18 protein-coding genes are annotated in these 24,589 nt (G+C 43.0%); 13 read left to right on the top strand and 5 right to left on the bottom strand.

Annotated features, from left to right (window positions below):
- Positions 1 to 296: 296 nt before the first annotated feature.
- Together WR49_RS00755 and xthA are read left to right on the top strand one after the other, a co-directional pair.
- Positions 297 to 2,387: a S9 family peptidase gene (locus WR49_RS00755; RefSeq protein WP_046222729.1), complete on the top strand. Its 2,091-nt coding sequence runs from the start codon at positions 297 to 299 to the stop codon at positions 2,385 to 2,387.
- A gap of 169 nt (positions 2,388 to 2,556) precedes the next feature.
- Positions 2,557 to 3,363 carry an exodeoxyribonuclease III gene (gene xthA, locus WR49_RS00750; RefSeq protein WP_046222728.1) on the top strand — a complete coding sequence of 269 codons (807 nt, stop codon included), beginning with the start codon at positions 2,557 to 2,559 and terminating at the stop codon, positions 3,361 to 3,363.
- A gap of 75 nt (positions 3,364 to 3,438) precedes the next feature.
- Here the strand turns inward: xthA and WR49_RS00745 are convergent, their stop codons facing one another.
- From WR49_RS00745 to WR49_RS00730, 4 genes are all read right to left on the bottom strand, one after another.
- A complete protein-coding gene (locus tag WR49_RS00745; RefSeq protein WP_017055015.1) occupies positions 3,439 to 4,116 on the bottom strand; it encodes an ABC transporter permease in 678 nt (225 codons plus the stop codon).
- A 2-nt stretch (positions 4,117 to 4,118) separates the two neighbouring features.
- Positions 4,119 to 4,859, bottom strand: a complete 741-nt coding sequence (locus WR49_RS00740; protein ID WP_017055014.1) for an ABC transporter permease — start codon at positions 4,857 to 4,859, stop codon at positions 4,119 to 4,121.
- A gap of 77 nt (positions 4,860 to 4,936) precedes the next feature.
- On the bottom strand, positions 4,937 to 5,707 hold the full coding sequence (locus tag WR49_RS00735; RefSeq protein WP_017055013.1) for an ABC transporter substrate-binding protein: 771 nt from the start codon (positions 5,705 to 5,707) through the stop codon (positions 4,937 to 4,939).
- Positions 5,708 to 5,843: 136 nt separating this feature from the next.
- A complete protein-coding gene (locus WR49_RS00730; RefSeq protein ID WP_017055012.1) occupies positions 5,844 to 6,614 on the bottom strand; it encodes an ABC transporter ATP-binding protein in 771 nt (256 codons plus the stop codon).
- Between the two features lie 789 nt (positions 6,615 to 7,403).
- Here WR49_RS00730 and WR49_RS00725 point away from each other — a divergent pair.
- The 8 genes from WR49_RS00725 (at position 7,404) to WR49_RS00690 (ending at position 20,027) form a co-directional block, all read left to right on the top strand.
- Entirely contained in the window at positions 7,404 to 8,945 is a 1,542-nt protein-coding gene (locus tag WR49_RS00725) for a DUF3360 family protein (RefSeq protein WP_017055011.1), read from the top strand.
- Positions 8,946 to 9,253: 308 nt separating this feature from the next.
- A complete protein-coding gene (gene pflB, locus WR49_RS00720; protein WP_046222727.1) occupies positions 9,254 to 11,530 on the top strand; it encodes a formate C-acetyltransferase in 2,277 nt (758 codons plus the stop codon).
- A 207-nt stretch (positions 11,531 to 11,737) separates the two neighbouring features.
- Positions 11,738 to 12,739, top strand: a complete 1,002-nt coding sequence (locus WR49_RS00715; protein WP_046222726.1) for a lipid A deacylase LpxR family protein — start codon at positions 11,738 to 11,740, stop codon at positions 12,737 to 12,739.
- 163 nt (positions 12,740 to 12,902) lie between these two features.
- Entirely contained in the window at positions 12,903 to 13,643 is a 741-nt protein-coding gene (pflA, locus tag WR49_RS00710) for a pyruvate formate lyase 1-activating protein (protein ID WP_046222725.1), read from the top strand.
- Between the two features lie 383 nt (positions 13,644 to 14,026).
- Entirely contained in the window at positions 14,027 to 14,527 is a 501-nt protein-coding gene (locus tag WR49_RS00705) for a YfbU family protein (protein ID WP_046222724.1), read from the top strand.
- Between the two features lie 635 nt (positions 14,528 to 15,162).
- Positions 15,163 to 17,097: a PrkA family serine protein kinase gene (locus WR49_RS00700; RefSeq protein WP_017055006.1), complete on the top strand. Its 1,935-nt coding sequence runs from the start codon at positions 15,163 to 15,165 to the stop codon at positions 17,095 to 17,097.
- Between the two features lie 85 nt (positions 17,098 to 17,182).
- Positions 17,183 to 18,454 (top strand): YeaH/YhbH family protein, encoded by a 1,272-nt coding sequence (locus WR49_RS00695; RefSeq protein ID WP_046222723.1) that lies wholly within the window; start codon positions 17,183 to 17,185, stop codon positions 18,452 to 18,454.
- Between the two features lie 10 nt (positions 18,455 to 18,464).
- Complete coding sequence (locus WR49_RS00690) at positions 18,465 to 20,027, top strand: SpoVR family protein (protein WP_046222722.1); 1,563 nt, start codon at positions 18,465 to 18,467, stop codon at positions 20,025 to 20,027.
- Positions 20,028 to 20,211: 184 nt separating this feature from the next.
- Here the strand turns inward: WR49_RS00690 and sohB are convergent, their stop codons facing one another.
- Entirely contained in the window at positions 20,212 to 21,279 is a 1,068-nt protein-coding gene (gene sohB / locus WR49_RS00685) for a protease SohB (protein ID WP_032547853.1), read from the bottom strand.
- A gap of 137 nt (positions 21,280 to 21,416) precedes the next feature.
- Here sohB and WR49_RS00680 point away from each other — a divergent pair, with 137 nt between their 5' ends.
- From WR49_RS00680 to WR49_RS00670, 3 genes are all read left to right on the top strand, one after another.
- Complete coding sequence (locus tag WR49_RS00680) at positions 21,417 to 22,157, top strand: YciK family oxidoreductase (protein ID WP_016792973.1); 741 nt, start codon at positions 21,417 to 21,419, stop codon at positions 22,155 to 22,157.
- A gap of 155 nt (positions 22,158 to 22,312) precedes the next feature.
- Positions 22,313 to 23,020 carry a translesion DNA synthesis-associated protein ImuA gene (gene imuA / locus WR49_RS00675; RefSeq protein ID WP_046222721.1) on the top strand — a complete coding sequence of 236 codons (708 nt, stop codon included), beginning with the start codon at positions 22,313 to 22,315 and terminating at the stop codon, positions 23,018 to 23,020.
- 3 nt (positions 23,021 to 23,023) lie between these two features.
- Entirely contained in the window at positions 23,024 to 24,496 is a 1,473-nt protein-coding gene (locus tag WR49_RS00670; RefSeq protein ID WP_046222720.1) for a Y-family DNA polymerase, read from the top strand.
- Positions 24,497 to 24,589 lie beyond the last annotated feature (93 nt).

Genomic DNA, 24,589 nt, shown 5'->3' with positions numbered 1-24,589 from the left:
TGTGTCCCTTTTTTGTTGCACGTGCTCCCCCTCACATCAGCGCGCAATTTCATTTAACATTACTTTGATTTTTTGAAAACAATAACAGACACTTACGATGAAGGTGCATATCCAGAATCCAATTATAAATAACATCGCTGGAAGAAAACTAAGTTACCTATACCCCGATAAAAAAGGATGCTGGTATTAAAACGAGTAAGGTGCACACTAAGGATATACAGATGCGTTTCGCTTTAACCACATTAGCCGTATCGGTCGCGCTTGTCGCCGGATGCAGCAATCAAGGAATAACAACCATGAAACACTACTCTCAAGCGCAACTCATCGCTCAGCAGACACAAGCACCCGTTGCTAAGAAAGTCCCTCACGCAATGACGATTCATGGTGACACCCGAATCGATGATTACTACTGGATGCGCGATGATGCACGCCAAGATCCAGAGATCTTGCAACAACTTGAACAAGAGAATCAGTACGCAGATACAGTTCTGAAACATACAGAAGCGTCACAAAAACAATTATTTGAAGAGATTAAAGGCCGAATCGCGAAAGACGACAATTCGGTACCGGTTCGCAAAGGCAGTTACTACTACTCGAATAAGGTCACAGGCGACAACGAATACCCAGTTCACCTGCGTGAAAAAAACTTTTTAGGCACAGACAAGCAAGTCATTTTAGATGTTAACGAGCTAGCAAAAGAACATGAGTTTTTCAGTATTGGTGGCTTAAACATCAGCCCAAACGAAAACTTGTTGGCCTATGGCGAAGATACGCTAAGCCGCCGCATTTACACCATCAAGATCAAAGACCTCACAACAGGTGAATATCTAAAAGATGAAATTGAAGGAGCTTCGAGTGCGATCGCGTGGCAAAACGACAACCAAGCCTTCTACTACATCAAGAAAGATCCGCAAACGTTGCTGGGTTACCAAGTTTACCGCCATGTTTTAGGCACACCTCAAACAAGCGATGAGCTAATCTACGAAGAAACCGACAGTGCTTACTATACCTCTTTGAGCAAAAGCAAAGATGGTGAACAGGTCTACATTTGGCATTCAAGTACAGAAACCAGCGGTGTATCAGTCATCGATGCCAACAACCCGAAGGCTAAAGCTGAAGCTTTTTACCCAAGGGAAACTGGCATTGAGTACAGTATCGCTAAGCTAGGTGATTGGTATTACATCTACACCAACTACCAAGCGGTCAACTTCCGTTTAATGAAAGTCACAGCCGAATACATGCATGACCGCTCAAAATGGGTCGATGTCATCGCAGCAGACGACAACACTCAACTTGTTGATTTCGAGTTGTTTGATGACCATCTTGTTTACGAGCAACGCGCGGATGGCTTGTCTACAGTAAAAGTTCGCCAGCTCTCAACAAGCAAAGAGTTCCCGCTTGAGTTTAACGACACCGCTTTTGCCGCTTACCTAACGAGTAACTATGAATTAGACAACTCAAAAGTTCGAATCTATTACAGCAGCTTGACTACGCCAGGGACTTATTATGATTTCGACCTAAGTACAGGTGAATCTGAAATAATGAAGCAAACACCAGTATTAGGAGACTTCGAAGCGGATAACTACCAGTCGGAGCGAATCATGGTAACGGCTCGCGATGGTAAGCAAGTCCCTGTTTCTTTGGTTTATCGCAAAGATTTATTCAAGAAAGACGGCACTAACCCAATCTACCAATACGGCTATGGGTCTTACGGCTCTACGATTGAACCTACCTTCAGCTCAACTCGCCTAAGCCTACTGGATAGAGGTTTTGTTTATGCAATCGCACATATCCGCGGTTCAGAAATGCTTGGTCGCCCTTGGTATGAAGATGGCAAAAAGCTGACCAAACAAAACACGTTCAACGACTTTATTGATGTAACCAAAGGGCTTGTTGAAGAAGGCTACGGCGCGAAAGATAAAGTGTTCGCTGTTGGTGGTTCTGCTGGCGGTTTATTGATGGGAGCAATCATCAACCAAGCACCAGAACTGTACCGTGGTATTGGTGCACATGTCCCGTTTGTAGACGTTGTGACAACCATGCTTGATGAATCGATTCCTCTAACCACCAACGAGTATGACGAATGGGGCAATCCTAACAATAAAACCTATTACGATTACATGCTAAGTTACTCGCCATACGACAACGTGAAAGCTCAAAACTACCCGAACATGTTGGTAACAACAGGCCTGCATGACTCACAAGTACAATACTTTGAACCAATGAAATGGGTGGCGAAGCTGCGTGAGATGAAAACAGACAACAACGTGTTGCTGTTCAAAACCGATATGGAAGCTGGTCACGGTGGCGCTTCTGGTCGATTTAAGCGATTGAAAGAAGACGCACTTGAATACGCGTTCTTTCTAGGTTTACTAAAGACTCAATAGATTCAGCATAAATGTAAGTACTCACATCATCTCATGTCGCTATTTTGTCTCTACAAAATGGCGACATAAATTATTAAGCATGGTTAAATACGACTAACCATGAAACCCACCAAATCAAAAACCTTTAAAAACAAGCAGTGACAAAGGTTTACGAGAGGTATAAAAACAAATGAAAGTAATTAGCTTCAACATCAACGGTCTTAGAGCCCGCCTTCACCAACTGCAAGCTATTATCGACAAACACCAACCCGACGTGATTGGTCTGCAAGAGATAAAAGTGCACGATGAAGCCTTCCCAATTGCTGATGTTGAAGCAATGGGCTACAAGGTTTACTTTCACGGCCAAAAAGCACACTACGGTGTGGCTATGTTGTGTAAGCAAGAACCAATATCTGTGCAGAAGGGTTTCCCAACAGACAATGAAGAGCATCAAAAACGTATGATCATGGCGACGTTTGAAGATGAGAATGGTGAAAAGGTTACCGTGCTAAATGGCTACTTCCCTCAAGGGGATAACATCAAGCATGAAACAAAATACCCGTACAAACGCCAGTTCTACAAAGATTTAATGACTTACCTAAACGACTATCACAACAAAGATGAGCAAGTGATTGTGATGGGCGACATTAATATCAGCCCTAACGACGCAGACATCGGCATTGGTGAACCTAATGCGAAACGTTGGTTAAAAACAGGTAAATGTTCTTTCCAACCAGAAGAACGCGAATGGTTGAAAACTTTGATGGACTGGGGCTTTGTAGACAGCTTCCGTTTGCTGCACCCTGAAGTGAATGATCAATACTCGTGGTTCGATTACCGCTCAAAAGGCTTCGTGGACAACCGTGGCCTACGCATTGATGTGGTACTTGCAACTCAGAAACTTGCTGATAAGTGTACTGAAGCGGGTATCGACTACGAGCTACGCGGCATCGAAAAACCGTCTGATCACGCGCCAATTTGGTCGGCGTTTAAGTAACAAGTTAGATTGTTGTTATCATAAAAAACGGCGCTCAATGAGCGCCGTTTTGTTAACTGTGTGGATACCGTACGATTAGCTAAGTGGTCTTAAGTAAGCAAGGAAACGTTTCTCGGCGAATTTGAAAATCGCGATGATGATAAACGTTAGCGCCATGTAGAACAGGCCTGCCGTTAGGAAAGACTCGAATGGAGCGTAGTAACGTGAGTTAACCAAACGCGCAGCTCCGGTTAGATCCATAATGGTTACGATACCCGCAACGGCTGAACCGTGAAGCATGAAGATAACTTCGTTACTGTACGCTGGTAGTGCGCGACGTAGAGCACTTGGCAGAATAATACGTCTATAAGTCTTCGCTGTACTCATGCCGTATGCTTTTGCCGCTTCAACTTCACCTTTTGGCAAGCCATTGATCGCACCGCGGATAATTTCGGCAGTGTATGCAGAAGTATTAAGAATAAATGCGACTAATGCACAGAACCATGCGTTTTCCCATAATGTATCTTTTACCGGGAAAAACTGATCCATTCCGTAGTAGATCAGATACAACTGTACCAGTAATGGCGTACCACGAAAGAAATAGATGAATGACCAAGCAGGGGCATTAATTAGCATATTGGGGCTATTGCGAGAGATAGCTAATGGTATGGCAACAAATAAGCCAATGATCAAAGCTAAGCAAACCATCCAAGCCGTTGTCCATAAACCACTAAGGTAAATCGGCAGGCTTTCAATTATCAATGAAAAGTCCATAACTACCTCGCGTGGATACTGAATTTACGTTCAACCAGCTTAAGCAAGCCCGTCGAAACACTGGTGAAGAATAGGAAGATAAGCGCCACTGTCATATAGAAGGTAAATGGCATTTTGGTTGAACCTGCCGCTAATGCGCTAACACGTACCATATCTTCTAGGCCAATAATGGAAACCAGCGCGGTAGTTTTAAGTAAAACCAACCAGTTGTTACCAAAACCCGGTAGTGCGTGACGAATCATTTGCGGTAACAGGATACGACGGAACGCTAGAACAGGTCCCATGCCATAGGCCTTTGCTGCTTCCATTTCACCGCTATCAACCGCCATGATCGCACCACGGAAGGTTTCAGCCATGTAAGCGCCAAAGATGAAGCCTATCGTTAAAACACCAGCAACAAATGGACTGACATCAATATAATCAGGTAAGTAAGCGGTCCATTCATGGTTAGGATCACTTGATGTGAACCACTCATTGAGCCACTCATTGATGGAGTACAAACTGTTATTTAAAAGGATTTGTCCACCAAAGAAAATCAGCATCATCAATACAAGATCTGGAATGCCTCGAATGACGGTTGTGTAGAGGGTTGCGATGGCGCGAGCCCAACGATAAGGTGCAAGCTTTGCCAAAGCGCCTAGCATGCCAAGCGCCATAGCTAAAATCAGCGACAGTAAGGCAACTTCGATTGTAAGCACCGCCCCTTTCAGGATCGACGCTTCATATCCTTGTAAATCAAACATAATGAATTCCAACAGAACTGCGAAAAGTTGGTAAGACAGGGAGAGGAGACCTCTCCCTTAAGAAATGACGCTAGAGATTACTGGCCGTATACATCGTAGTTGAAGTATTTAGCCGCAATATCTTGATAGATGCCTTTTTCACGTAGTGAAAGGATTGCAGCATCTAATTGTTTAGTCAGATCTTTGTCTTGCTTACGTAAAGCAATACCAAAACCTTCGCCGAACCACTTAGGGTCTGTCAGTGATGGACCAACGAACTCGTAGTCTTCACCACCTGCTTTGTTTAAAACGCCTTCTTCTAGAGCAGAAGCATCACCTAGTACAGCAGCAACGCGACCGTTTGCTAGATCAAGGTAAGCTTCGTCGAATGAACCGTAACGAACGATCTCTACTGTGTCACCATAGTTGTCTGTTAGGTATTTATCGTGAGTTGTTGCACGTTGAACTGCAATTTTTTGACCACTTAGATCATCAAAGTTAAGGCCTGCACCTTTTTTTGCGATGAACTTGTTTGGTATAAGTGCATATTTACCAGTGAAGTCGATTTTTTTCTTACGCTCTTCCGTGATAGACATTGCCGCAATGATCGCATCATATTTACGAGCAAGTAGAGAAGGAATAATGCCATCCCAATCTTGTGCAACAATCTTACATTTCACCTGCATTTCAGTACAAAGTGCGTTAGCCATGTCGACATCAAAGCCTTTTAGTGAGCCGTCAGATTCAGTCCAACTAAATGGAGGGTAAGCACCTTCAATGCCGAAACGTACTGTTTTCCATTCTTTTGCTTGAGCTACGCCCGTTGCAGCAGTTGCAGCAAGTGCCGCGACTAATAACCACTTTTTCATATCCCTACTCCTGTGATTTAGGTTTTTATGTTTTGCTAGTTTTAATATTGTGTTTGTTGTTGCTTATTAACTTACTGGTTGTGCTTCATTGTTAATACCGTCGTCATTTACCTTGGCAACGATATTTCAATTCTGATTAGTAGATCGATGAGATAAATTGTTGTAATCGTTCAGATTCAGGTTCCGTAAATAGTTTAGCTGGATCGCCCTGTTCTTCCACTAGACCTTGGTGCAGGAACATCACATGGTTTGATACATCACGAGCAAAAGCCATTTCGTGAGTTACCACAAGCATGGTTCTTCCTTCTTCAGCCAAATCACGCATTACGCCAAGAACTTCACCAACTAACTCAGGATCGAGTGCCGATGTTGGTTCATCAAACAACATCACTTCGGGGTCGACCGCTAACGCTCGTGCAATCGCAGCGCGCTGTTGTTGCCCGCCGGATAAGTGTCCTGGGTAGTAGTCTTTGCGCTCATACAGCCCTACTTTCTTCAATAGTAACTCTGCATTTTCAATCGCTTGTGCTTTAGGCACACCTAATACGTGAACAGGTGCTTCAATAACATTCTCGAGAACGGTCAGGTGAGACCATAGATTAAAACCTTGAAAAACCATTGCCAAACGAGAACGGATTCGCTGAACTTGTTTTTCATTGGTAGGAACAGAAACACCTTGACGATTATTTTTCATTTGAATTAATTCGCCATTAACCCAAATTTCGCCGGCGGTAGGTGTCTCTAAAAGATTGATACATCGAAGGAAGGTACTTTTACCCGATCCTGAAGATCCGATAATTGATACCACGTCGCCTTTATGCGCTGAAAGTGAAATTCCCTTTAAAACTTCATTTTGACCAAACGTTTTGTGTAGATCCTTTATGTCCAGCGCTGGTACATCTTTCATGCGCTTTCTCTCCCAAGTTTGTGAAAATGCAAGGTACTCCGACCTTTTCATGCGATACAAATTAGCACCACACGGATCAACATGCAACAAATTATTAACCTGGCAAATTCAGAATAAATAGCACTTCACGCTGATTTATTATGCACTATGTAGCGTTTTACCCTCAATTTAATGAATGAGTTATATCAATAACTCGTAATACCCTCTCTTACATTGTTTAAATAAAGTTAACCAAAATGAGATTGTCGTAACCTAATACTCGGTAAGGAAAACAAGTTATGTGACTAAGATGCTTTATTGCCGACAAGATATAGCGCACACATAAATATACAAGTCATTACATAAATCACAATTATTATAAAGGGACTAGATTGTAAGAGTTTCGCTAGTAAGCAGAATAAGCAGATAGTAATTAAACAATCCCGTAAGTTTTAGGCACATCAACGAACGCTGTGGCAACAGAGCTCAAAGAAGATAGTAAACGTTAACTTGTGAAAACAAATTACATGATTCATCAATGGTACGTTAACGAATCGCTTCATTTTGTAGCTTTCTTTCACATACACTCTTAAAGTGATCAAGATCAATCACCCTAAAGAGTAAGCTTGTTAAACTCCTCGACACACAATAAGGCATAAAAAATGCCAAATTTTTCTTTTAACTTCACAGCATAATGCACATAAAAACTGCGCAACATAGTGCTAACAAGTTAAAACTAATAAATAACGCAATTACGCGAAATTATAGAATTCAATCTTAGAATTACTAACACAAAAATATGAGGAATCTATGTCAGACGTTGTCAATAATGCGAACTCTGAAGTAGAAGAGAAAAGCTATAAAGAGCTACACCGCCCTGCTTCTGAATTTGAGAGCCGCTCAGATTACCTAGACCACGAACTTCAAATCATGAAGCCTCGTCGTTTTGGCCTAAACCTTCCAGGCCGTGATTTCCGCTTTGAACTTGAAGACCTTGTTCCTGCACTTGCTGGCACCATTGGTATCATCGCAATGTATTCTGCAGTAATGATGTCTTGGGCTGATGGCCTCACTCAAGCTTGGGAACACGTAAACCTTGGTAAAGAATTTGCGATTGAAGTAGCTCGTGTAGAAATGCTTATCCCTGCACTGCTGTTCTGTATCCTTGCTTCTGGTTTCTTTAATCCAAAAGCCAACCTTGCCGGTAACCACGGCCCAATGATCCCTCTTATTGGTACCATCGCTCTAGCTGGTGCTCACCCTCTTGCATTGGCTATCCTTATCGGTATTTTCGGTCTAATCCTAAGCTTCCTAAAAGGCGGCTCCAAGCTAGTTAACCTGACTTCAGAAGGTACTGCTGGTGGCTTGCTCATTTTCTTAGGCCTAACCGGTACTATGAGCCAAATCAACTCAATTCAAGCATGGGCGGTTGGTCTTCAATCTTCTACTGTTGAAGCGGGTAGCATGGGTTACGTGGGTCTTATCGTTCTTGCTATTACTATTGCTATTTACGCTTTCCTAGCAAAAGTGAACAAGCGTTGGTTAGCTATCCCAGTCTGTGCGTTTACAGGCCTTGCTATTGCATTAGCATTAGGCGCTGGTTTCGATATCGTGTTCGAAACTGAAATGGGTATTCCAAACCTAAACCCTGTTTACTGGTGGGGTTCGACTTCTGAAGGTTGGATGCTTGGTTTGCCAAACATTGAACACTTTATCGCTTCTTTACCGTTCGCAATTCTTGCAGTAGCAATGTGGTCACCTGATTTCTTAGGCCACCGTATCTTCCAAGAGTTGAACTACCCTAAACGTTCTGAAAAAGTTCTGATGGACGTAGATGACACAATGACTATGTGTTCAGTTCGTCAAATGGTTGGTACTGCAGTGGGTGGTGGTAATATCACTTCTTCTTGGGGTACTTATATGATCCCAGCTGCAATCGCGAAACGTCCCATTCCTGGTGGCGCAATCTTACTTGGTTCGCTATGTATCATTGTTGCAATTCTTGGTTTCCCGATGGACGTTGCGGTATGGCCACCAGTGATGCGTGTTGCGCTACTTGTCGGTGTATCTCTACCTCTACTGGAAGCGGGTATGCAAATGGTTAAGGATTCGAAAGATTCTCAAGCCGCTGGTATCTGTATCTTTGGTTCTGCAGTTGTTAACCCAGTATTAGCTTGGGCGTTAACTATGCTTCTTGATAACAACGGCCTAATTGGTGATAAAGAGCGTGCGAAGCGTCTATCATTTGTAGACAAAATTGTTATCCCAGTTGGCGTTTTAGTTATCTGTCTAGTAGCAATGCTTGCAGTTGGTATGCTAGAGAGTCAGTATGGCCTAACATCTTGGCTATAACCTCTTTTACTATACAAAAGTAGTATTAAGATTAAAAAAAAGTTTGGGTGGCAACCCCTGCTACTCAAATTTTTTCAACTTTTGTTGGTATTTATTGATTTAGTTTAAGGTTTACAGAAATTTTTTAGCGTAGTCTTGATTACATAGAGTTAAAGACAACATATAAAGAGTAGTGACAATATATATAATCATATGAAGCGAATATGCTCATACATATTGTTATTAATAAGAGTGTACTACCCTTACGAGGGGCACTGGCTCAACAGTGTTAATGTACGTGTTTTTTCTACTAAAAAGGTAGGTATGTCATGGCAGAGCAATTTGCTAAAGCTTGGGAAGATTTTGCTGCAGGTGAGTGGCAAAGCGAAGTAAACGTTCGTGATTTCATTCAAAAGAACTACACGCCGTATGAAGGCGACGAGTCTTTCCTAGTTTCTGAGGGTACTGAAGCAACTAACAAGCTTTGGTCTTCGGTAATGGAAGGTATCAAACAGGAAAACGCAACTAAGGCACCTGTAGATTTCGATACTTCTGTTATCTCTACCATCACTGCTCACGATGCAGGTTACATTGAGAAAGATCTTGAAACTATCGTTGGTCTACAAACTGAGAAACCACTAAAACGTGCCATCATCCCTAACGGTGGTGTACGTATGGTTGAAGGTTCTTGTAAAGCATACGGTGAAACTCTTGACCCAATGGTTTCAAAAATCTACTCAGAATACCGCAAAACACACAATGCTGGCGTTTTCGATATCTACACGCCTGATATCCTAAAATGTCGTAAGTCTGGTGTTCTGACTGGTCTTCCTGATGCATACGGCCGTGGTCGTATCATTGGTGACTACCGTCGCGTAGCTCTATACGGTATCGACTTCCTAATGAAAGACAAGCAAGCTCAATTTGCTTCTCTTCAAGAGCAATTCGAAAACGGCGAAAACCTAGCAGAAACAATGCAACTGCGTGAAGAAATCTCTGAGCAACATCGTGCTCTAGGTCAAATCAAGCAAATGGCAGCTAAATACGGTTTCGATATCTCTGAGCCAGCTCAAACTGCTCAAGAGGCTATCCAGTGGACTTACTTTGGCTACCTAGCTGCTGTTAAGTCTCAAAACGGTGCTGCAATGTCTCTAGGTCGTACTTCGACTTTCCTAGACATCTACATCGAGCGTGATATCGCTGCTGGCAAAATCACAGAAGACCAAGCTCAAGAAATGATCGACCACTTCGTAATGAAGCTACGTATGGTTCGTTTCCTACGTACTCCTGAGTACGATGAGCTATTCTCTGGCGACCCTATCTGGGCAACAGAGTCTATGGGTGGTATGGGCATCGACGGTCGTACGCTAGTAACGCGTTCGAACTTCCGTTTCCTTAACTCTCTATACACTATGGGTCCTTCTCCAGAGCCAAACATCACTGTTCTTTGGTCTGAGCAACTGCCTGACGGCTTCAAACGTTTCTGTGCGAAGGTATCTATCGATACTTCTTCTATCCAGTACGAAAATGATGACCTAATGCGTCCTGACCTTGATTCTGATGATTACGCAATCGCTTGTTGTGTATCTCCAATGATCGTTGGTAAGCAAATGCAGTTCTTCGGCGCTCGTGCTAACCTTGCGAAAACAATGCTTTACGCAATCAACGGTGGTATGGACGAAAAACTTAAGATGCAAGTTGGTCCTAAAGAAGCTCCAATGACTGACGCTGTTCTTGATTACGATAAAGTAATGGACCGCCTAGATCACTTCATGGACTGGTTAGCGAAGCAATACGTGACTGCTCTAAACAGCATTCACTACATGCACGACAAGTACAGCTACGAAGCGTCTCTAATGGCTCTTCATGACCGTGACGTTCGTCGTACTATGGCTTGTGGTATTGCTGGTCTATCTGTTGCAGCTGACTCACTGTCTGCAATCAAATTCGCGACTGTTAAACCAATCCGCGACGAAGATGGCATCGCAACTGACTTTGAAATCGAAGGCGATTACCCTAAATACGGTAACAACGACTCTCGTGTAGATGACATTGCTTGTGAACTCGTTTCTACGTTCATGAACAAGATCCGTAAGCTTAAGACTTACCGTAACTCTATCCCTACACAGTCAGTTCTTACTATCACGTCTAACGTGGTATACGGTAAGAAAACAGGTAACACTCCAGACGGTCGTCGTGCTGGCGCTCCTTTCGCTCCTGGTGCTAACCCAATGCACGGTCGTGATGAGAAAGGCGCTGTAGCTTCACTAACGTCTGTCGGTAAACTACCGTTTGCTGACGCACAAGATGGTATCTCTTACACGTTCTCTATCGTGCCAAACGCACTAGGTAAAGAACAAGACAGCCAACGTGCTAACCTTGCAGGCCTAATGGATGGTTACTTCCACCACGAAGCTGGTATTGAAGGTGGTCAACACCTTAACGTTAACGTTCTTAACCGCGAAACTCTTGAAGACGCAGTTAAGCACCCTGAGAAATACCCTCAGCTAACGATTCGTGTTTCTGGTTACGCTGTACGCTTCAACTCTCTGACTACAGAGCAGCAAGCTGACGTAATCGCACGTACATTTACTGAGTCTCTATAAACATCAACGTTTAAACTGACCATTCAGTAATAATGAGCCTCGCCAATGTGCGAGGCTTTTTTTATATTCGATATAAATAGTACTGACCTCACCAATATCCCAAAGTGTTAGATTGAGCAGAAATCTCCCTTTCTATTCACTTTTTTTTCTATAGATTAACTCAAACTACGGTACTATCTTGGCTCATAATTTTAGAGTAACTGCTACATGAATTACCTTCGTTGTTTACCATTGATTCTTCTCTCTTTTGCATCATTAGCATCTGAACGTTCTACATTAACTTTCGCTTTAGACAATGATGGTATCTTTGGTGTCGACCAAGACTACACCAACGGCTTATTTCTGGGTTACACATCATCAAGTATTACTCCGTACAATTGGGTGAAACCATTAAGTCTTTCTTATTGGGGCGCAAACTCTCTAGATAAGTGGGAGATCACCATTGGCCACAAAATGTATACCCCTTCTGATATTGAACTAGAAACGCCATCAGCCAATGATCGCCCATATGCCGGTTTCCTACACACAGAATTCAACTACATTAGCTTGAATCCGCAGCAAGCCCAACGCTTTAACATCACGTTTGGTACAACGGGTGAACGTGCTCTTTCTGAAGACGCTCAAAAGCTAGTCCACTCGATCACGAAATCAGACGAACCTATGGGTTGGGAATATCAAGTTGATAATGAGTACGCCGGTAGTGTGGGGTATCTGAGTCATTTCAACCTAATGCGCAATCAAGCGTTAGTAAACACTGACTTCGAAATTTCTAACGTTTCAGAAATCAACGTGGGTAACTTTAGAAGTGATATTTCAACAGGCTTCATGTTCCGTTGGGGTACAGACTTAGGTGGCAACTTTGGCGCAGCAAACATCAGCACAGAAAACCCATTTAAGGCAGGTATGATCGGCGCGTCAAACACGGGTTGGTTTACATATGCTGGCCTTGAAGGTCGTTACCGATTTAACGACCTGACTATCGAAGGTAATCGTTCAGGTGTGGACGAGTATGCGAATAAAAACAACGAAGATCCTGCTATTTACGATGTTACATTAGAGAACATACAAGCGACAGCCGTACTGGGTTTTGCTTGGTATAACCAACACGTTGGTGCATCCTTGGCGCTAACGGCAAAAACGCCTGATTACAAAGAAGCGAAAGAGTCAGTGTACACCACGGGTGGCATCACCATGTTTGCTTTCTTCTAGGTACCATAAGGCCTTTTGTCCTTTACTTTTCCAGTTTAAGAAAGGCAATCATCTTCGTCGATGGTTGCCTTTACTTTTAAAGACCTCGTTACCATTTGACCCTATTTTATGTACCGTTTTTGTAATAAAATAAAGGGCATAAATTCCTCTACGAGAATAGCTCATGTCTACAACTGGTCGTATTCACTCATTCGAATCTTGTGGTACTGTCGATGGCCCTGGTATCCGCTTTATTGTGTTTCTTCAGGGCTGCTTAATGCGTTGTATGTACTGCCATAATCGCGACACATGGGATCTTCATGATGGAAAGGAAGTAACGGTCGAAGAGATCATCAACGAAGCAAAATCGTACCGTCATTTCATGAAAGCCTCTGGTGGTGGTATCACCTGTTCAGGTGGTGAGGCAATGTTGCAACCTGAGTTTGTCCGTGACTTTTTCCGCGCTGCTCAGGCTGAAGGCATTCACACTTGTCTCGATACTAATGGCTACATTCGCAAGCACACTGAAGTGATCGATGAAGTTCTAGAAGCCTCAGATTTAGTGATGCTGGATATTAAGCATATGCGAGATGAGATTCACCACGACTTCATTGGTGTATCGAATAGACGTACGCTTGATTTTGCACGCTACCTACACAAGATCGGAAAAACCACTTGGATTCGTTACGTGATTGTTCCGGGTTACACCGATACTCCAGAAGATGCTCACCTTTTAGGTGAATTCATTAAAAACATGGATAACATTGAAAAAGTAGAACTACTTCCATATCACAAGCTTGGTGCTCACAAGTGGGAAGCACTTGGCCATGACTACCCTCTTGAAGGTATACAACCTCCAAGTAAAGAGAAAATGGACGAGATTGTAGCCGTACTTAGTCAGTATCACCCAAACGTCAAATACTAACCTACACTAACGTTGATAGTGATTTCAAACGCCTCAATTTCGATTGGGGCTTTTTCTTTTATGATTATACCAATCGTAGTAAATAACTGGTCATCCTAGCTGGTTAAAACGCTCAATAACTGCGTTAGAAATTTTGATTGTAGAATAACTACTTATCGAAAATGTCTGCTTTGTTCTTAAGCCTTTTTCCTGCGCTATTTATGATCACTTACTTACTGTGATTGGTATCAAAACAATCCTTTCACTTTTCTTTACAACTTTTGTTTATCAATTCAAAAAATCATATTAAATCCGTGTTGAGATCATGTTTCCACTCGTAGGAATGCTGTTACTCTTACTGCAACAAAAGAATACAACATTTAGTTTTTAGTGAGGCTCCTCCCATGGAAATGACCAATGCTCAGCGTCTAATTCTATCGAATCAATACTACCTAATGTCTCAAATGGATCCTGAGAATTCAGCTAAGTACCAACGTCTACAAACGATTGTAGAGCGCGGTTACGAACTCCAAATGCAAGAGCTTAACAAGGAATTTGGTTGTTTAACTGAAGCTGAGTGTCGTGAAATTATCGACATCATGGAAATGTACCATGCAATGCAAGAATCACACAAAATGCTAGAAAATCAAGAACGTACTGAGGTTGACCAACGTCGTCTACAGTTTCTCGGTTTTGATATCACTTCTGAAGTGCAGAGAACACACTACGTACGCTTCCTAGTGGGCTCTGAAGGGCTTTACCCTCAATTCGACAAAGCTGACCACCATTTTAATAGCCAAATGCCAATGCTAGAGAAATACCGTCGCATGTTAATTACATGGCGCAATTGCCCTCGTCAGTACCACCTATGTGCGACAGAGCTATCTCAAATCTTTAATGCTTAAGCTTAAGCTTAAGCTTAATAAACAACACTAGATTGCAGCGACACCAACTGATTTACAACATCGATATATACAAAGAAGGGTTACTCAACTGAGTAGCCCTTTTTATTACTTGAATCTTAAATACTAGGCGTGAATCCGCTATTGCTTACAGCCCTACTCATATAATTATTTGAGAATTGATTCCACACTGACGTTTCTCGCGCCTTCCACTTTTCATGTGTTGTCACTGCCATTTATATGGTTGTCTCACATCGGCTGTTTTAACGAAGGATTTTTTCATTGCTTCGACCTATTCAGCCATCAATTTATGATAACGCAGCGCACGATAAAGAAGCTCATTCGAAAAAGAAACATCAAGCTCGATTATACGTCTAATGCACATAAATCCAGTTCAAGAATTGGAAAGCTGCCTAAAATCATAAAACAAACGGCTAGCCCCTCTCGAATGCAAAATAATTTGATTTTGCTCGCTTCAAGTTGCCTATTGCTTTCGCCGAGCTTTCCACACGCAAAATTGTAAATAAATACATAATTGTTAAGCAAAATTGTGGAAGCGGGTCTAACCTTAAAATGTAGGAAGAGCCTATTTTTCAATCGCTCGTCAGTTTTGACTGGTTAACAAGGGGAATGTGACTATGAGTATTTTTGACCACTATCAATCACGTTATGAAGCGGCCAAGGAAGAAGAGCTGACATTGCAAGAATTCTTGGGGCTGTGTAGAGACGATAAAAGTGCTTATGCTAACGCTGCTGAGCGCTTACTGCTGGCTATTGGCGAACCGGAGGTGATTGACACAGCTCAAGATCCTCATCTAAGTCGTATTTTCTCCAACAGAGTGATAGCACGTTACCGTGAATTTGAAGATTTTTATGGGATGGAAGACGCGATTGAGCAGATTGTTTCTTACCTAAAGCATGCCGCACAAGGCCTAGAAGAACGTAAACAAATCCTTTACCTACTTGGCCCCGTGGGCGGTGGTAAATCTTCTCTTGCCGAAAAGCTCAAAGCACTAATGCAAAAGTTACCCATCTATGTGCTGTCTGCCAACGGTGAACGAAGCCCTGTGAATGATCACCCCTTCTGCCTATTTGATGTCAACGAAGATGGTGATTTACTGAAGAACGAATACGGCATTGAGCAGCGTTACCTCCGTTCTATTATGTCTCCGTGGGCTGCAAAACGCCTACACGATTTTGGCGGTGATATTTCCAAATTCAAGGTCATCAAACTACGCCCTTCGATTCTCGATCAAGTAGCGATCGCGAAGACAGAGCCAGGAGATGAAAATAATCAAGATATCTCATCTCTTGTTGGTAAAGTTGATATTCGCAAGCTTGAGCACTTCTCTCAAGATGATCCTGATGCCTACAGCTACTCTGGTGCGCTGTGTAAAGCAAACCAAGGTTTAATGGAATTCGTAGAGATGTTTAAGGCGCCTATTAAAGTCCTACATCCTCTCTTAACGGCAACACAAGAAGGTAACTTTAACGGTACCGAAGGACTTTCTGCATTACCGTTCGATGGCATGATCTTAGCTCACTCGAATGAGTCAGAATGGCAAACTTTCCGCAACAACAAAAACAACGAAGCTTTCCTAGACCGTGTGTACATTGTAAAAGTGCCTTACTGTCTACGTGTTTCTGAAGAAGTGAAGATCTATCAGAAACTGCTTGAGCACAGTGAATTGTCTAAAGCACCTTGCTCACCTAGTACACTAGAACTGCTATCACAATTCAGTATTTTGTCTCGACTCAAAGAGCCAGAAAACTCATCACTGTTCTCCAAAATGCGTGTCTACGACGGGGAAACACTGAAAGATACCGATCCAAAAGCGAAGAGTTACCAAGAGTACCGAGACTATGCCGGTGTTGACGAAGGTATGTCAGGGCTATCGACGCGCTTCGCCTTTAAGATCCTTTCTCGTGTGTTCAACTTCGACCAAGCTGAGGTAGCAGCTAACCCTGTTCACCTATTCTACGTCATCGAACAGCAAATCGAGCGTGAGCAATTCCCTCAAGAAACCGCCGAGAAGTACCTCGAGTTCTTGAAAGGATATCTAGTGCCTCGATACGTAGAATTCATCGGTAAAGAGATTCAAACCGCATATCTAGAGTCTTACTCTGAGTACGGTCAGAATATTTTCGACCGCTATGTCATCTATGCTGACTTCTGGATTCAAGACCAAGAGTACCGTGATCCAGAAACAGGACAGCTATTTGATCGCGCTTCTCTGAATGCTGAGCTAGAAAAAATCGAAAAAACAGCTGGAATCAGTAACCCTAAAGACTTCCGAAATGAGATTGTGAACTTTGTGCTTCGTGCCAAAGCCAATAATAACGGGCAAAACCCCGTTTGGACAAGCTACGAAAAACTGCGCACTGTGATTGAGAAAAAAATGTTCTCTAACACAGAGGAACTACTTCCTGTTATTTCGTTCAATGCTAAAACCTCTACGGATGATCAGAAAAAACACGACGACTTCGTTGCTCGTATGATGGAGAAAGGCTACACCGAAAAACAAGTTAGGCTACTATCTGAGTGGTACCTAAGAGTTCGCAAATCCTCATAACTAAACTGTACAGAGCAGTTCAAGTGAACCGCTCGTACAACCTAAATAAAAGTAGGATCGCGACATCAGCTGAGAGGGAGTTCTTATGGCACAATTTATCGATCGGAGGCTCAATGGCAAAAATAAGAGCGCTGTAAACAGGCAGCGCTTCTTAAGACGCCATAAAGAGCAAATCAAAGAGTCTGTGGCCGATGCAGTCAACCGACGCTCAATCACCAATACTGAAACGGGTGAAGACGTCACTATTCCTCATAAAGACATCAAAGAGCCAAGCTTTCATCAAGGTCAAGGCGGCGTAAGAGAACGCGTACATCCAGGTAATGACCAGTTCATTACTGGCGATAAAATTGAGCGCCCTAAAGGTGGGGGCCAAGGTGATGGTTCGGGGCAAGGGGACGCGAGCCCTGATGGCGAAGGCCAAGATGAATTTACCTTCCAAATTTCAAAAGATGAATATCTTGATATTCTATTTGAAGATTTAGCCCTGCCTAACCTAGAAAAGAATCAAGTCAATAAAATCACCGAATGGAAAACACACCGCTCTGGTTACCAAAGCGCGGGGATTCCATCCAACATCGCTATCGTGCGTTCACTACAGCAGTCTCTAGCTCGAAGAACCGCGATGACAGCTAGTAAAAAACGCGAGCTTAACCTACTGATGGAGCAACTTGACCAAGTTAAAATGACGGAACCGGCACAACCCTTCGAAGAAAGTCGCCTAAAAGAAGAGATCGCCGAGCTACGCAAAAAAATTGAAAACGTGCCCTTCATTGACACCTTCGACTTACGTTTTAAAAACTATGAGAAGCGCCCTATTCCATCTAGCCAAGCGGTGATGTTCTGTTTGATGGATGTGTCGGGCTCAATGGATCAAGCCACCAAAGACATCGCAAAACGTTTCTACGTACTGCTGTATCTGTTCCTCAATCGCACTTATGAAAATGTCGATGTGGTGTTTATTCGTCATCATACTCAGGCGAAAGAAGTCGACGAACATGAGTTCTTCTACTCGCAAGAAACGGGCGGCACTATCGTTTCCAGCGCACTAAAATTAATGAAAGAAATTGTAGCTGACCGTTACCCAGCAAGTGAATGGAATATCTACGCCGCTCAAGCCTCTGACGGCGATAATTGGGCTGATGACTCCCCTCGCTGTAAAGAACTGTTGGTGAATAAGCTTCTGCCTATCTGCCAATATTACTCATACATCGAAATAACACGCCGCTCTCACCAAACGCTTTGGCACGAATACGAAAAACTCGAAAACAGCTTTGACAACTTTGCGATGAAAAATATTAGAACAGTGGATGATATTTTTCCTGTGTTTAGAGAGCTATTCCAAAAAGAAACAGCGTAAGGGGCTTGCCATGACAGCGAAATCAAACGTTGCAGAAAAGAACGAAGCTACGCAAAAGAACAACGAGAAAATGCTACCTGACGGACCCGATTGGACGTTCAACCTATTAGAGCAATATCACGTTGAAATTAAGCGTGTGGCGCAGCATTACCGTTTAGATACTTACCCGAACCAAATTGAAGTGATTACCTCAGAACAGATGATGGACGCTTATTCCAGCATTGGTATGCCCATCAATTACAACCACTGGTCTTTTGGTAAAAAATTCATTCAAACCGAACAAAACTACAAGCACGGCCAAATGGGCTTAGCATACGAAATTGTCATCAATTCAGATCCTTGTATCGCTTATCTGATGGAAGAGAACACCGTCACTATGCAGGCACTCGTTATGGCTCATGCTTGTTACGGCCATAACTCTTTCTTTAAAGGCAACTATCTGTTTCAAACATGGACCGATGCCAGTTCCATCATCGACTACCTATTGTTCGCTAAAAAATACATTACTGAGTGCGAAGAAAAATACGGTGTTGCAGAAGTAGAGCAACTTCTCGATTCTTGTCACGCACTGATGAACTACGGCGTAGATAGATACAAACGTCCAGAGAAGATTTCAATCGCAGAAGAAACCGCAAGACAGGAAGAGCGAGAGGCTTACCTGCAATCTCAAGTCAATGAGTTATGGAGAACGGTGCCTAAAAGTCAAGACAAAGAAGAAAAGGAAGCGATTCGTTTTCCTAGCGAGCCTCAAGAGAACATTCTCTACTTCATCGAAAAAAACGCTCCACTGCTTGAACCTTGGCAACGTGAATGTGTCCGTATCGTCCGTAAAGTCAGCCAGTATTTCTACCCACAGAAGCAAACCCAAGTAATGAATGAGGGTTGGGCAACCTTCTGGCACTACACCATCCTTAACCACCTTTACGATGAAGGCTTAGTAAGTGATAAGTTCATCTTAGAATTCTTACACAGCCATACTAGCGTGGTCGCACAACCGGCTTACAACAGCCCTTATTTCAATGGCATAAATCCTTATGCGCTTGGGTTTGCGATGTTTAGAGACATCCGACGCATCTGTGAAGAACCAACCGATGAAGACAAAGAGTGGTTTCCTGAGTTAGCCGGAAGTGATTGGTTAGAAGCCGTGCATTTTGCTATGCATAACTTCAAAGATGAAAGCTTTATCAGCCAGTATCTTTCTCCAAAAATCATTAGGGACTTTAAGCTGTTCTCTGTGCTCGACGATGACCATAAGAACACTATTGAAGTCAGCGCTATCCATGATGATCCAGGCTATAGTTTGATTCGAGAGAAGCTCGCTGCACAATATAACTTAAGTAACCTTGAACCTAATATTCAGGTACTAAATGTAGATGTCCGTGGTGATCGCTCGATGACACTGCAATATAGGCCTCACGACCGGATTCCTCTTGATAAAGGCTATGATGAAGTCATGAAACATCTATACCGCTTATGGGGCTTTGATGTCATTTTGGAAGAGCTCAACGATACGGGTCATAGAGAGATCCTGACCACTTGTCCCAAACGTAATGATTATGGAACCAAGATTTAACGCTTAACTCGCTAACGTTGACACTCTATATGTAAAAAGACATTTAGAAATGGTGCTGGAAAAGGCTTGAAAACCAAGCAGAATTTTTCGATAAGTAGTTACTCTACAATCAAATATTCTAGTGAAGTTATCGAGCCTTTTAACAAGCTAAGACGAGCAATTATTTACTACGATTGGTATAAACTTAAACAATCGGCTTTTGACCGCGTTCTATCAGCTTCATCAGCACGCTGTCTGCAGATTTACCTGCAACGCCAGCTAGCTTGTCTGATAGTTTTTTCTTCTGTACGTAGTGAATCGCTAGAACCGTCTTGTCTTTGCATGCTGCTACGACTAAATCATCAGAAGTACTTATCTCATCCACCAGCCCAAGTTCATGAGCTTGTGTACCGAACCAGTGTTCGCCCGTTGCAACCTTATCAAGGTCTAGCGCAGGACGGTGGTCACGAATAAAGTCTTTGAATAAGCCGTGTGTCTCTTCTAGCTCTTCTTTAAACTTCTCACGTGCTTTATCGCTGTTCTCACCAAACATAGTTAGCGTGCGCTTGTACTCACCTGCCGTTAACTGTTCGAACTCAATATCATGCTTTTTAAGCAATTTATTGAAGTTAGGCAATTGAGCGATAACGCCAATAGAACCAACAATAGCAAAAGGTGCAGATACGATTTTGTCTGCAATACATGCCATCATGTAACCGCCACTTGCTGCGACTTTATCTACCGAGATAGTCAGAGGTAGGCCTGCCGCTTTAATACGATCAAGTTGAGAAGAGGCCAAACCATAGCCGTGAACCATGCCACCGCCAGATTCAAGCTTAAGCAATACTTCATCACCTTCACGAGCCACAGCTAGAACCGCCGTTACTTCTTCACGTAATGAAGCCACTTCTTTCGCATCAATGCTGCCGTTAAAATCAAGAACGAATAGATGTGGTTCACGCTTGCTATCAAGCTCCCCCTCTTTCGCTGCTTTCTTCACTTCTTTACCGCGTGACTTTACTTTCTCTTTTTCTGCTTTCTTTTCTGCTTTATCACGTGCTTTGATGAAAGTATCATCATGCAAATGGTGCTCTAATTGTTCAATAGTCTGTTTGTGATGTTCCGATAGGTTAGTGATTTCCAGCTCACCTTTAATTGCGCTTGATTTACCACCCACCGATTTAGCAATCACTAAAATGGCAATGATGGCGATTACAACGGTCGCAATCTTGGCTAAAAACAAGCCGTAGTCCAACAAAAATTCCAATGTCATATCCCCTATTGTATGAATTAGTGTATTGTAACCATCTTGTCACGATTACCAAGAATTTCTCATCATTCCTGCGGTTATCTGTGTAATTAAACATCAATGGAATGACGAACATAATAAAAGAAAGAAGGATAAGCACAGTGGATTACCCAATCTCTACAGATGCCCTCAAAGATAAAGTAATTTTGGTTACAGGTGCCGGTGCTGGCATTGGTCGCCAAGCCGCACTAAGCTTCGCTCAACATGGCGCAACTGTCATTCTGTTAGGCCGTAATGTCAAAAACCTTGAATTGATTTACGACGAAATCGAAAGCGCTGGTTACCCACAACCTGCGATTATCCCATTGGATTTAAAAGGCGCGACAAAACAGAACTACGTTGATATGGCTGAAACCATTGAATCACAGTTTGGTCGTTTAGACGGCCTACTGCATAACGCAGGTGTGCTTGGTACGTTAAGTCCATTCGATCAAATCGATGAAGAGACCTTTGATGGCGTCATGCAAATCAACGTTAAAGCTGAGTTTCTAATGACTCAAGCACTGCTGCCTGTCATTAAGAAAGCGGAAGCGGGTCGTATTGTCTTTACCTCTTCAACGGTTGGCCACTCTGGCCGCGCGTTCTGGGGCACTTACGCGATTTCAAAGTTTGCAACAGAAGGTATGATGCAAATCCTAGCGGACGAGCTTGAAGACACGAACATCCGTGTTAACGCAATCAATCCGGGCGGCACTCAAACACGCATGCGTGCAAAAGCGTACCCAGGAGAAGATGCGAATAAGCTAAAAACGCCACTCGACATCATTCCACTGTACCTGCACTTAATGAATCCAAGTGTGACAGACATTAATGGTCAATGTATCGATGCTCAACCTAAGTAACTGATATCATTAACCAACAGTAAAAAGTCGCTTCCATAGCGGCTTTTTTTGTATCTAAATCAACCATCTAATATTTAATTCACCTGATTTTCATCATTTCTCTTTGCATCTTTTTCATTGTTAAATATACTGTATAAATATACAGGTATTTAATTATGCATGAACTAATAAAAAGCTTACAAGACCGCCAGCTAATCTGGAAAGGGTTACAATCAACAACGCAAGGAAGTACCACTTCAACAGGCTATCCTCAATTGGATAAACAGCTTGATGGAGGCTTTCCAATGCACGGCGTTATTGAGGTGGAATCACAACAAGGGATCGGCGAACTTCGTCTACTCACGCCTTATTTAGCTCAACAAAACTCACAGAAACTGGCCATTTTCATCAACCCACCAGGGAAGCTCTGTGCCGAGTTTTTCAACGAACAAAATATTCCACTAGAGAACATCCTAGTCATCCAACCTCAGCGTGCTCTCGATGCACTATGGGCCGCAGAACAATGCCTCAAGAGTGGTGCTTGTCATTCTGTATTGCTATGGGGAGCCAATCTAGAAATCCACCAAACCAAGCGCCTGCAAGCAGCAAGCGAAACGGGTAAGTGCCTGCAATTTCACTTTAAAGCCACCAGCCATAATCAGTTGTCCCTACCCGTTTCTTTAAGCATGAAACTCTCTTCTCACGCGCAGGGGTTAAAGGTTGAGGTCACAAAGAGAAAAGGCAGCTGGTCGTATGGCAGCTTTATTCTCGACATGAGCCAAAACTGGCCGTTACTCACAGAAAAAGTCATCAATCAAAACAGTTCGACTCACGCTTTGTCTAGTAATACGGTGCCGGCTTTCCCTATTGCGAAGCAAGGCTAACGTATGTTGTGGCTTTATCTACACTTTCCATCTCTGCAGTTAGATACCTTGTTTAACTCTAATGAATTAAGTTTGAACGGAGCATCACACGCTCAGCCTATTATCATTGTCGATGAAAAAGATCATCGCGTGCTACAGGCTAACCAAGCCGCACTGCAATCAGGCATCACACTAGGCATGGGACTCGGGTCTGCAGCGGCACTTTGCCACAACTTACACGTCCACCCTTACAGCATTGAGCTAGAGAAAAATAAACTGAAAGAGATCGCTCAATGGGCATATTTAGTTACATCAGATATGGCATTACTGCCGCCCAATGGTTTATTGATTAAAGCCTCTAACATGCTGTCGTTTTACAACGGGCTAGATAATTACTGGCTCGAACTCAAAAGCCATTTAGAGTTACTCAACATCCAGTTCAGCTTTGCCACAGGTTATTCGCCGCTTTCTGCAATCCTTTTGGGTAAACAATCAATCAACCAAGTCACTAATAATGTTGAACAAATGAAAGCATGGGCCAATCAGCAAACATTGAGTTCTAGCGAGCTGCCAACTAAGCAAGTGGAGCGTCTGAACCGCGTCGGCATTAACTTAGTGGAAGACCTATTAAAGTTGCCTTTGCAAGAAGTCGCACGTCGCTTTGATATCGACTTGGTCAACTATGTTGGTCGCCTTAATGGGCAGTTCAAACACCTGATTGATTTCTATCATCCACCAGAGAGTTTTCAACAATATTTGGAGTTACTGTTTGATATTGAAAACATCCTGTTTATCGAAAAGCCTTTGCTGAAATTGTTGAATCAGCTCGAGTGTTTTTTGAAGCTGCGCGACCGAGTGGCTTTCGAGTTGACGCTGACTTTGCATCTAAGGGATAAAGACGATCACCCTGTCTCTTTTTATTCAGCACAGGGCGATTATCTTGCAAGCAAATGGGCGAGCCTTACCCATCTAACTTTAGAGTCACTAAAGCTCACAGCACCGGTTCAGGGGCTGACACTCAGCTTGATTCGTCATGGAGAACCCCAAATGGCCTACCATGATCTTTTTGATGGCAATACCGGAACGCTTGCTGCGCTAGACCTACTTTCACTGTTACAGGCGAAGCTTGGGCAAGCCTGTATTCAAACTCCTAAAATGCAGCAGGATCCTAGGCCAGAGAAAAACAATCAATATTCACTACCAACACTAAGTCATGTGGCAAAAAAGGCTCTAACTCCCCAAAAGGCCAATCAACAAACCACAACAGCTATCAGTATTAATCAACAGCGACTCAGGCCGAGTATTCTGCTGCCTGAGCCTGAAGTATTAACAGAGAGCGTCACCTTGTCTCAAGGCCCTGAACGCATTGTGTCTGGGTGGTGGGACGGAGAGAAGATCATTCGTGACTACTTTATCGCTTACAGCAAAAACGGGCGGTGGTTATGGGTATTTAGAACACCAGATAAACAGTGGTTCTTGCACGGTTTGTTCAGCTAGTCAGTAAGACAGTTTGGTAAGTCGTTCTTGCCACTGGTTCCATTTAAACGCCCCTTTTCAATCATGTTCACTCTCAATGATTAAGTGAGGTTA

The sequence above is a fragment of the Vibrio sp. ECSMB14106 genome, from assembly GCF_000972265.1.
Lineage (GTDB): Bacteria > Pseudomonadota > Gammaproteobacteria > Enterobacterales > Vibrionaceae > Vibrio > Vibrio kanaloae.
Note: the sequence above shows the minus strand (reverse complement) of the source record. Positions and strands in the feature narration are given on the sequence as shown.